General features: G+C 55.6%; 10 protein-coding genes and 1 pseudogene. 6 read left to right on the top strand and 5 right to left on the bottom strand.

Annotated features, from left to right (window positions below; genetic code table 11):
• Positions 1-424: 424 nt before the first annotated feature.
• The 6 genes and pseudogenes from F2982_RS29760 (at position 425) to F2982_RS29785 (ending at position 4,760) form a co-directional block, all read left to right on the top strand.
• Positions 425-1,158: pseudogene (locus F2982_RS29760) on the top strand (Ku protein).
• Between the two features lie 171 nt (positions 1,159-1,329).
• Positions 1,330-1,491 (top strand): hypothetical protein, encoded by a 162-nt coding sequence (locus tag F2982_RS29765; RefSeq protein ID WP_203431224.1) that lies wholly within the window; start codon positions 1,330-1,332, stop codon positions 1,489-1,491.
• Positions 1,492-2,146: 655 nt separating this feature from the next.
• Complete coding sequence (locus F2982_RS29770; RefSeq protein WP_203431225.1) at positions 2,147-2,359, top strand: hypothetical protein; 213 nt, start codon at positions 2,147-2,149, stop codon at positions 2,357-2,359.
• Between the two features lie 445 nt (positions 2,360-2,804).
• Positions 2,805-3,218 carry a hypothetical protein gene (locus F2982_RS29775; protein ID WP_203431226.1) on the top strand — a complete coding sequence of 138 codons (414 nt, stop codon included), beginning with the start codon at positions 2,805-2,807 and terminating at the stop codon, positions 3,216-3,218.
• A gap of 137 nt (positions 3,219-3,355) precedes the next feature.
• Entirely contained in the window at positions 3,356-3,931 is a 576-nt protein-coding gene (locus tag F2982_RS29780; RefSeq protein ID WP_203431227.1) for a hypothetical protein, read from the top strand.
• A gap of 421 nt (positions 3,932-4,352) precedes the next feature.
• Complete coding sequence (locus tag F2982_RS29785; protein ID WP_203431228.1) at positions 4,353-4,760, top strand: hypothetical protein; 408 nt, start codon at positions 4,353-4,355, stop codon at positions 4,758-4,760.
• A gap of 1,279 nt (positions 4,761-6,039) precedes the next feature.
• Here F2982_RS29785 and F2982_RS29790 read toward each other — a convergent pair.
• From F2982_RS29790 to F2982_RS29810, 5 genes are all read right to left on the bottom strand, one after another.
• Positions 6,040-6,255, bottom strand: coding sequence for a hypothetical protein (locus F2982_RS29790; protein ID WP_203431229.1), 216 nt, complete (start codon positions 6,253-6,255; stop codon positions 6,040-6,042).
• 9 nt (positions 6,256-6,264) lie between these two features.
• The gene (locus F2982_RS29795; RefSeq protein WP_112715815.1) at positions 6,265-6,696 is read right to left on the bottom strand and encodes a response regulator; all 432 of its coding nucleotides are present in this window, start codon (positions 6,694-6,696) and stop codon (positions 6,265-6,267) included.
• Complete coding sequence (locus F2982_RS29800) at positions 6,693-7,820, bottom strand: PAS domain-containing protein (protein ID WP_203431230.1); 1,128 nt, start codon at positions 7,818-7,820, stop codon at positions 6,693-6,695. Before F2982_RS29800 ends, F2982_RS29795 begins: the two co-directional genes overlap by 4 nt.
• Positions 7,821-9,549: 1,729 nt before the next feature.
• Positions 9,550-9,903: a helix-turn-helix domain-containing protein gene (locus F2982_RS29805; protein WP_203431231.1), complete on the bottom strand. Its 354-nt coding sequence runs from the start codon at positions 9,901-9,903 to the stop codon at positions 9,550-9,552.
• 686 nt (positions 9,904-10,589) lie between these two features.
• Entirely contained in the window at positions 10,590-11,243 is a 654-nt protein-coding gene (locus F2982_RS29810) for a hypothetical protein (RefSeq protein WP_203431232.1), read from the bottom strand.
• Positions 11,244-11,289 lie beyond the last annotated feature (46 nt).

Raw genomic sequence — 11,289 nt, forward strand, 5'->3', positions numbered from 1 at the left:
ACGCCGGAAGCAGGCACTTAACATCAGCGGAGACATTTTGTTCCGCGACATGGATTGACGCTCACAACCGCGCCTCCGCGACCGCGGCTGCCACCAACACCTGGCGACGCGGAAGCGCCTTCTGAAGGCAAGGAACTTTCCCGTCTCTGGCATTAGAACTTCTCGACGGCAGGCAGGTTTCAGACCGCCCGATCGCCATCTGCGGATTGACGGCCGGTGCCGAGGGAAGATCTCTTCCCAAGTCGAGACCCTTGAAAGTCTCCAGACCCAACGATCTCCTGAAGGCATTGAGAGAGAGCCTTGGAATGCAAAAAGATAGTGGCGGCAAGCCCAAGGCTGCAAATGCCAATTCTGGCAAAAGGAAGCCCGCAGCAAGCTCGGCTAAATCCGAAGGCAAATCCACTCGGAAGAAGGAGAGCTGATCATGGCACCACGTCGTCCATACTGGAGGGGCTATCTAAAACTGTCGCTCGTGACTTGCCCCGTAGCGATGGTGCCAGCGACCTCCGAGAGCGGGAAGGTGCGATCCACACAATCAATCAAGGAACCGGGAACCGCGTCGTGTCCCAATTTGTCGACAGCGTTACCGGCAAGCGGGTCAAGGACGCAGATGAGGCGAGAGCATACGAGCGTGGCGAGGAAGACTACATCATTCTGACCGACGACGATTTGCAAGCTGTCGAGCTGGAGACCGTTCGAACAATTGATATCGAGACATTCGTGTCTAGGGACAAGATCGAATGAATCTATCTCGACACGCCCTACTATTTAACCGCAAACGAGAAAATTGGTGATGAGGCATTTGCCGTCATTCGCGAGGCTATGAAGGCACGAGACGTTGTGGGCGTTTCGCGCGTGGTGCTCGGTCGTCGAGAGCGAGCCGTAATCCTTGAAGCCCGTGGAGATGGCATTATCGTCTGGACACTGCGGTTCGGTGACGAAGTCCGGGCCGAAGGTGACTATTTTGACGGTACCTACAAGCCTGCGCAGGCCGAAGCTGAAGCTCATTGCCGACAAAAGAAGGCTACGAAACCCCCACACGGATCCGGGACCGAGAGCAAAAAAGACAACGATCAGAAGTCCAGCAACGTCGTTGACATCATGGATGCGCTGAGGAAGTCCGTGCAGAAAGAACTAAGGGTGAAAGCGGACCGATAAAGGCTAGCCGGTCATGGACTCTGTGCCGCTTCGCTACCCATTGCAGCCCGTTGTTAGTCAACACGCAGGCTCTGGAAATGATGGCTTCGAGTACTTATCTGGGATCAGGCATCTTCGTCTTCGAACGAAGTCGCAGCGGCACTGCAACACCCCACAGACTGGAGAACGTCCATGGCTAACGCCAATGTCAAATCTGCGTCGGAGAAACCTTACGATGCAGTCACGCTCGCCAAGAAGCATCGGATATCTTTGGAGGACGCCAAAATAATCCTCGATGAACATGGCGACAACCGGAAGCTTGCCGACAAGGCGGCAAGGCGTATCGCGGCCTGAAAGGCGAGGACTTAGATGAACCGTTCGCATGACCAGACCCGCCGTGTTCCACTGACGAGCGCTTAGCGTAGCGCTATGTCATCGATCAGGCAGTTTCGGATGCAGCGAAAGCTCGGAAGCGCATGGCTGGGAGGCGACCATCGTCTTCATCTCGCGTCGTGTCGGATCTGGAGCGTCTAAAGCTCATTCCCGAAGAAACTATTGCCGGGCGACCTGTGCTGAGGTTCGTCGGGGCCGACACGTAATTGCTGGCCGTCTGAGCTTCCACCTCCACGGGCGCAGCCACCGAGCGAAATTGCCAGAGTTCGAACATGGCGATTTATTCTTGCCACCGCTCTTCTGAAAGCCAGTGTGCTGATGGCTCGCGCCACGTGGGTTTGACCAGTTGCCGCCCTAACAGCCGTGTGCGCAATCGAACGCTTCAAGGCAATGCCCTAATATTCGGGCCACCAGGCTGCTACAGCGTCCATTTCATTTGTCGCCTGTAGAGCGTCTGACGGCCAGTGGTGCCCCGGTGCGTCTTGCGCACAGCTGAGAGACGACGCACCTTCCTTTCCCTTGAAGCCCTTTGCCCCGTTTCTCTTGAGTCCTACTGCCTAACTGCGGCTTGCAGCCCAATCTTGAGCTTGCTCAATTCCAGCCGCTAGGCAGCGTTATGTCAATCGTCACTCTCCTTTCCCTGGATGATGCCAAGATCGACGTGGTCATGAATACTGTTTGCGCGTGGTGCCGACTTCAAGGCTACGACATCCATAGCGACACAGGAAAAGGCGCTTTGGAAATTGCGGTTTCGATGGCGCTAGGTGATACTTGGGACGCTGCATCATTCAGTGAGCGCTTTTTTGACCGGCTTGGTGCCCGTTCTTAACAAGCTCGTGCAGGCGCCACGATCTCTAAGGCCATCCAAAGGGCACTACTGTAAACCTCGCCATGCTTTGAGCGCCCTTTGGCAACTGCGCATTAGAAGCCGGTAATGTTCGCCGTTGCGGAAACGACCGCGATTTCCTGCGCTGTCATTCCTGCCGCGGCGCTGCTTCCCCACTTTGATATCTACGGTCACAGCGTGCCTCCTAGTCCTTTTGACTGAAGGTGTTTCCGAATATGTTCGCAGCTCGGATCGTGTTAGCGACGGTGAGCGCGCGTTGCTGGTGCAGTAGCCACAGAGTGAAATGTCGGGGATCTCAGTCCGTAACCTGCCCAAGTCCCGTAAAGCTCAATTAAGATCGGAGCGTAAGGCACTCAACAACACATGCGATATTGACATCCGATCATCTACACATGACAACGAAATTGCCAAACAGGGGAGAACGCCAATGGCCGACGAAAGCAATCCCAGCTCCGCACCAGCAGACGCGGTAGTGTCACCGGAAGCCCCGGTAAAAAAGAAGCGCGCACCGCGCGTTAAAAAGGTGGAGGCGAAAGCCGCCCCAACGATCGCGGAGCCGGCGAAGAAAAATCGCGGCGGTCGCCCGAAGCGTGCCGAGGCTCCTGCAGTACCTGAAGTCGTCAGCACCCCTACGACCCGAGCTAAGCGCACATCGTCGCCATCCGCAGCAGGCAAGCGCGGTCCAAATCGCGCTTCCACGTCCGCGACTGCATCTCCGCTGGCGGACGATTTGGTAGATCTTCTTAAGCTTGAAGAGGAAAACCAGCGCCTACGCAAGTCGCTCGCCGAGAAGCTTCGCACTGAGAACTCCGATCTGCGTAAGCGTCTTGGCCTAAAGTAATCATCGCGCGATGGCGGACGGTTTGCTCCTTGTCCGCCATCGGGTAAACTGGATTCTAGAGAATCGTTCGCCGGATCGGTACCTGATCCGGTTTCTGCGCCGCGTACATTAGGCGTGTCAAGCGAGAGGGAACCTCGATGTCGCCGTGGAACATCATCTCAAGATTCAGGTCCAAAAAGGACGTATCAAAGGCGAACGTCGTTTCGACAGTTTTGACCATCGGCTCCAAGGCCAGCTCTATGGAAGAGGATTTCGATGTTATAGCGGTTGCTCAGGTAAACGGTACGACAGCCCCGCCAAATCCTGACGCCAATCCTGTCCCCGTCATGACCAGTCCCGACGATCATGCAGTAAAACCCGTCGGCAGCCCGGCTGCGGAAGAGGTGGCTGTAGCGGAGGCCGAAGCGAAAGAATTTCCGGCAACTGCTCCGGCTAGCGAAATCTCCAACCCGCACGAGTCTAAGCGGCCGACCTACGATATCCGTGCGACCAAAAAGGCTCGAAAGGGACCCCGCATCACTTTAAAGGACAAAGAATCAGGGGCAAAAGTGCTACCGGCGACCCATATGCAGATCTCGGAGCAGGATGGCTATTTGGACGCGGTCTACGGCTTGGACGATGACATCAAGCAACTGAGGGCAGCGCTCGCTCAAAAGCTCGAGACCCAGAACGGCCAATTAAGGAATATGCTTTCGCGTTTTGAGGGCAGCTGAAAGTGCGATACCTCGAGTGGGAGAAGAAGCGTCGCTGCGAGTAAATCAGATAAACTGATTGACTGCCGCGTGGTGCAGATGAATGCCGATGCATAGCCCGCCAGCTCTCGGGACGGACGGTATGAGGCAACCGGCGGATCTTTTGATACCCGGCGGCGCGATGGATGTATCTTTGGCTCGGTCTTCCCGAGGCATCCCGGCCCGAGCTATCTTGACATGACCAAGCTCCCGCACCCTTTGTTGATCACACACCCTTCGCGTCGTCCTCGCGCACGGCGCAGCTCAATGAGGTTGTTGTGAAGAACTTGGAAGTCTGTTCTCCTCAGGACTGGGCAGCAGGATGGCTCAACCTTCGGCACATACACTTCGGTTCGCTCCGCACGCCAGACTTGCGGTCGACAACGGTACACGGAATAGTCACATGTCGCTTTTCGCCGCCCCCGATCCTGCACAGCAGCTATTGGATTCCCTGAATGCGTTTTTTGAGTGGTGTCCCATTGAGGGCGACAGTGCCGCCAGCGCTTTACGTCGCAGCATTGATACAGCGAAATGGAGCACGGAGCACAATCCTATGATTGCTAGGCGCTATTGCCTCGAACTCGGCTGGACGCCGGACGATCTCGCTGCAATGATGGTCATGCAATGTAGTCTTGCCTCAATGACTAGCGGAGAGTTCACATTGTCGCCGGGCAAATTGAACCCTGAAGGAGAAGGATTTCGGAGTATCTTCGAGCTGTGCCTGCAAACGTTGGTCCTCACTGGTCGTATAAGCCTTGAAATCGCCGACATCGAGCGACGAGAACTCGCAGCGGAAATCGCCGAGCTCTAAGCTTTTGGCACCGCTCTTAGCCGCATCCCAGTGCTCTCACGAAAGTTCGAGAGCCAGTTGATGAGATATCTACTGTTTTTTCTGTCAGCGCCCCCACCGCGCGACTTGGGGGGCGTGTCGATCCAGGAGACACGCGGGCGGCGTTCAATAAAGATGCCAGAGTTACCCGCGCGCGTTTCCAAGGCAAAAATGCGACCCGGCCGAAGACTGGTCTGAGGCCCTCAGCGATTAAGCGTCGCGGCGAGCCGGTCTTGCCTCAGACTGTGGCGTTAGCGCAGCTCGAGACAATACCGTCCTCATTCCGGCTTAACACTATTTCACCGGCGATCGGTGCCATCTTCGAACGTTTGCTTGCGGAACCTCAACTTGAGTTCCGCATTAAGGTGACGTCTGTTTGGCCCTTGCCAGGCCAGTGAGAAGTCGACAATCAAACACGCGCTGTGTGCCATCATTAAGGCTCTGTTGTGATGCCAGTGGAGGAAGGATGCGGCAATATAGTTGGACCTTGATGAAGCCTGGTGCCGTGCCCACTGTTGGTCTTGGAACAATTAGTGAAGTCGAAAGCGCAATCCATCGATGCCAGCTGAAGGGAATTCCATCTGCCAGTTGGCTTGTTCAGGAACTCCGGAAACGACAAGATCTGGCTGGCGCGGCGCACTATACTCATTCAATGGGAAAACCAGACGAATGGCGTTTTGCTTGGATCGAAATCCAGATTTAGGCCAAGCCCGTTTTGTTTTGTACGGTCGACACAATCGACATTTCCGGGAAATTAATTACCCAGTTGAATGGCGCGGGACGGGGTCGTCCGCTTTCTCCAACTGCCTGGAGACGGCCGCGCGTTTGCCTCGGGCGGCCGTCACGCGGACACCTGCTTGGTGGGAGTCGGTGGTCACGATAGCACCTTTCCATCGTTGTCTACGTTCTGGTAGGCCTATCAACGATCTGGCAGCTCGGTGCGATTTTCCGTGTGATTTTAGCGGGCCCGACAGCTGCTGAAGCAAATTCCATTCCCCACTAACAAAACCGATGAAGCATGAGAGCATGAGTGACATTCAACCCGCGAAATTCTATAGTGTGCAGGGCGGTTAGCTTATGCTTATCGCTCTCGCCTTTTCGTAACGCCAAGAGGATTAATTAGAGGCGGTGCGCAACACTTTCCGGCGACACTGATACGTGCCAGCAGGTTCGCTGGATACGCAGTAGAATAAACCAGTTCGGGCTGGCCCAGGGGTTCTGAGAAGATAGCGGGCATGTTCTTTGATCCGGCTTGCAAGGCCTACACGTCCTCGATCTGCCACTTGTTGGTCGGCCGGGCGGGCGGTACGTCTCGCTCTCCCAACTGCGGTCTGTCGCGCAGCGCATCGGCTTCCTTCTCGATCACGTAGATGATCGAGAGCTTGTCCGCGCCCTTGGCCACAAGCTCGTCGACAAGGTCGGCAATCCGCGGCTTGATCTCTGCCAACGCCATCTGAGGGTTCTTTGCTTCTGCCATCACGCTTTCCTAGATCCGCGGGCCTGCCTCAATAAGTTCGACGTCCTCAGCCAGGACGAGAGACGCCGGAGGGTTGAGTTCAACGCATCCTTCAATCAGCCCGGAAATGTAGGCGAGCGCGTTCTTCATACCGTTGATCGTGTACGGCTTCTCAATCGCGCCGAGTGCTCCAGCGAAATCTCTCGGTATCTTCTTGATGTTGCCGCTGACAAACACATAGGGAATGTTCTTGGCGGCTAAGTCCCGCCCCACCTCGATGCCTGTGGGACCATCTTGTAGATGGATATCCACGAAGGCGAATTCCGGCCGCTGCGCCGCGATTGCTTCCCGTGCCTGGTCTCGGGTAGCGGCAGTACCGATCACTTGATGGCCGGCCATCTCCACCTCGTTCTCAAGCTCCATCGCCAACAGCATTTCGTCCTCAACAATAAGTACTTTCAATTTTCACTCTCCTGCGGCGATTCCACGAGCATCGTTACGTCAACAGTGGTTCGATGACCCGCGGTCCGTCTTTCGATCTTTGCCCCAACTTGCCTTGCAGAGGTCTCCAAAAGGATACGGCCGATTTCAGCGGTCTCGATATCTACTTCCACTGGAATTGAAGTGTCCTCTACGCGGATCAGAAAATGACCGTTCAGTCGCTTGACGACCACGTGGATCTGGCCGCCGCCATCACTCAGCCCCCGGCGTACGGCGTCCCCAACAAGTTCGTTAATGATAAGCGCCAGCGGGGTGGCTTTCACCGCTGGGACATAAACTGGATGAAGCTCATGCGTCAGGCGAATATCCGGCCGCTTGATAGCACCGACCAGATCCGAGACCATTTCGCGGGCAACGTCCGCGATATCGAAGCGGGAAACGTCGTCCAGCGTAAACAGTTTGCGCTGGACCGTACTGAGAGCTTCAACGCGGTTGAGCACTGACATGAGGATCTGTCGATGGTCTTGGTTCTTCGTTATGCGAGCCTGCAATTTTACGATTGATGCCATCGTAAGCAGGTTGTTCTTCACCCGATGATCGACCTCATGCACGAGTAAGGTTTTTGCGCCCAGCGCTGATTGAAGCCGTTCAGTGTTCTTCGCGACCTCCTCTTCGGCTTTGTGGCGTGCCGCAGCGAGGTCGGCCTCGCGGCTCTTGACGTTGGTGAAGTCCAGCTGAGATGCGAAGAAGTAGACAATTCGGTTGTCGTCATCCCTGACGGGAGACAAGAAAAGAGCGTTCCAGAACTCGCTGCCATCCTTCTTATAGTTCAGGATATCGACGGCGATATCAGAGCCGGCTTCCACAGAAGCACGGATCCTAGCGACGGCCTCACGACTGGTGTTGGGCCCCTGCAAGAACCGACAATTCCGGCCGACGACTTCTTCAGCAGAGTAGCCGGTCAACTTCTCGAACGCCGCATTGCAAAATATAATCGGATTGTCGTCCTGATTGGGATCGGTAACGATCATCGGCATCCTGGTCGCCTTGAAGGCCGCGGCGAAGGGGTCTTCACGAACGTGCCTGGCGACAAGGCGGTCGCCGGCGGTTTGTGCAGCATTCCTTCTTTGTTCGTTATCAGTCATAACATCTCAGATTGTGGTTGAGCAGGGTGCGGTAGACTGCGGCGAAACCGGCATCGTGCGCAACCGAATTTCGAATTCATCGGCCCGCAAAGGGGGCTTTTTTTGTAAGAACAAGCGGACTGGTCTTCTCACTCAAAGAAAGCCCGGGCACTCAGCATCCGTTCTAAAGAATTGTGCCACGCCGGTTTGTCAATAATCGCGTCTCCAACTGCGCGGACTTTGCCGGATGCAGGCAACCGGCGATCAAAATCAGCTTTATCTGTGGCACAATTCACCAAAGGTCACGCCGGCGTTCTCACCAGCAATACAAACGAGAAAGCCCCCTGCAGCAGTAAGGCCAGTCACGAAATGGAATAGAGTGAAAAAAGTTCCATCCCTCCAGCAGTTGGCGCGGTTACAAAATACGCAGCGCGCTCTTTTTGGGGGTTGGCGATAGAGGAGGCAGCGCTCCGGCCCACGCGCCGCGATTATCGCAGCACGATAATCAGCTCGCAACGGAGGGTGGTTGATAAGGCGACAGCATAATGCGCGAGTGCATGTTTGTCTGATCACCAGATGGTCAGCCCGTCTCTTCCGCCACGAATTGGAGAAGGTGAACTTTATCGAGTTCGAATCCTTTGCCGGCCGTTAATGCAGCTGCCTGAGCCTTGCTGTCGTGGAACCATGTTCATATCTCGATGTTAGACGAGCATCATAAACATGAGTTGATGCATGCGATCCATCCCCATGAGTTTGGTCGCTTATCAATCATTGAGCCGCAATATCTGCAGCAAAAATTGGAGGATGCCGTGAACTATATTTGGCTTTTTGTCGTCTCCGGCGGGGCGGCCCTCTTGGGGTTCGCTCTGGCGTTCGGAATGATATCGCAGGATCCTAAGAGATCGATTGGAGCGATTGCCGGCTCTTTTATAGTGGCTATCCTCGCGCTCGGAGCTGGGATCTACGTATCCCAAGCATCTACAGCGCCGATCCAGCCCCGGACAGAAGTCATACCGAGGAAAACCTTCCGGCTGGACCGGCGCACACAGAAGAGCTGCCGGGGGAACCGAAATCCCAATGACGACCTTGCTTGCCGGACGACCAGCTTTTCGCCTGCGGTCCTGCTCTGAGTTCTTGACTGTCTCTGCCGGGCGACGTTCTTCACCGCAAGCATCTAAGCGCGTTCATCTCGCTCACATGTTCTGACGTGACACCAATCCTGGCGATCTCCCTCGTCATCGGCAGGGTAAACACCACTCCCCCCGGTTCGCACCCGGAGTTCGAGATCCTGGGCTGCGGCAATGACGGGGGTCACCGTCGGGCTGCTCATGGCAGAGAGCCCCATGAGAATAAACTTCGTCATTCTGCGCATTTCGATTTCCTCCGTTCGCGAAACATCGGACAGATCCTATTGTTCCAATGCAGGCAAGCGCGGCTGAGGCAGAGGTCGGAGAAGAACTTGCTGAGGGAGGGGTGTGCGAGTATCCATCTTTCTCTAAAGGACGCGGCGTGCCGCTCGGATGGTTTGGCAGCGCGCCCGGGCCGCTGAACTGATGCAGACTAACCGCCGCCAAGCTGTCGCGGAAGGGGCGCCATACCCTGATTGATTGCGTGGCAAACGATCATGGAGCCCCGTGCGGGTAGCGCTCGCACCGTTCCGCGACAGTGGAAACTAGGCGATAAGGAAAAGCGGTGACCATCGTGGTGAACCGGCTTCGATGCGCAGGCTATCTTCAAAAAGTTTTTCACGCTATTGCTCAACCTCTCCAGCGCATCGATGTCTCGAGCTACGGGAGCGTCTTCGCTCCAGGTCTATTTCCTTCCGGTCAGCCTGGATGATACCGCTGGTGACATCAAAAAGCCTGATGATGCCGGGGTGACAGCAAGAATAAAGGGCAGTCTGTTTTTCGAACCGTCGAGACACGAAGCCATCTCGATGCAGTTGCGTGATCGCATAGGTAACATTGCGTCGGGTCGTACGGCATTTCCCTGTTAGTTCGCTGATGCTCATTTCGTGCCCGATGAGGTGAGACACAACACGGAAGCGAACCGGGTTCGCCAATGCATCCAGTAGAGAGACTTTCAATCGGATTTCGTCGTCCATGATGTCGGCTGCTCCTTCTTCCATATCTGGAGCACCAGCGTTGAAGCGCCACCTGTCTGTGCGTTGCCGTACCAAATTGATTAGACGGGATTTCAAGCGCCTGCTAATAAAAGAAGTACCAGTGCCATCGGATAGGTTGCATGCCAGTATACTGTCCGAGCACGTCTGCGCTGCGGATGGATGGGCACAGTCTGGATCGCAAGCCTTGGGGAAAGCCTGTGCACGTTGGCAATCGTTTTTGACGAGCGATGGAACGATGCTGCGAAGCGGTAAAGGCCCCGACCTCTCCACGTGGATGCCCCCATGCTTTTCAAAATTCGATGACTCCCGCGGTCTCGAGCTCTTTGTTCGCGGTCGCGATTTTAGCGAGCTTGGCATGAGGCTAGCTCTCGTGGAAGTGGCACGCGTCACGAGCCGCGGAGTATCAATCAACGGCTGGCAGGCCAGATTGCTAACCTGGGGGAGCTCTCCTCGTTAGTTAATCCAGGTCCTCCGAGTTCAAGCCAGCTGCAAAATCTCGTCTCGCGTTTGCGACAAGCTCACCGGTGTCGGTAATTCCAGTCTTCGACAGTTGGATGAGCAAGGTTGTGAGACGAAGCACACACTGTCGATCGCGCTCGACCTTGAACTCTCTGCAGAGGGTCTTCAACGCGGCATTGAGGACCAGAGTGTCGAGCATAAACAAATCACTCCTGATAATCAGGCAAGGCGGCGGCGAAGAAATGCGTTTTCAGCTCGCAGTTTTTCGACAAGAAGCGTTCGCAGCCTCCTGTTTTCATCTTCGAGCTGCTGCAGCTCGGCCCGCTCTTCCTCAATGGCGAGGAAGGGGGGCAGGAGAGAAACTTCAGACCGTGCCGCTGACTTCCGGGTTTATATTTAGTCGTTACTGGATCAGACGTGGGCGACTTCGGCTTTTGCGCACGAGGCCGCTTCTTTTCCGCGCTTTTTGACAGGTTGCTGGTCGCCGCCTCCGCAACTGCGGCAGCGGGGACTGTATGCGCGTCAGTTGATTTTGGGACACTTTCGTCCTTCGTCTCTGCGATGGCAGGAGAGATGTCGCTTCTCATCCCGAGTTCGGTTCTCGGCTCAGCGCCCTGTTCCACAGCTTTGACTTGCAGCGGCAAGTCGCTGTGCTGCCGCTCAACGGCCGGTGCCTGCTGCGTCTCGCTTCTCGCCCCAATCTCAGCTGCTGGTCGCCGCATATTGGAGTGTAGTTCATTCTCCACGTCTTCTGAAATCGACTTTAGGTCCAGGTTTCCCCAGATGGACGTCGGCTTATCAGCACTCCGACGGTTCCCCCCCTTGTACTCCACTATCAAATTTTTGTGCGCTCTTTTCATCGGTTTCGCCCTCGCTGTCGAAGAGGCCAATTCTGCCATCCGCATC

Origin of the sequence: Rhizobium sp. BG4 (genome assembly GCF_016864575.1) — a bacterium.
Classification (GTDB): domain Bacteria; phylum Pseudomonadota; class Alphaproteobacteria; order Rhizobiales; family Rhizobiaceae; genus Rhizobium.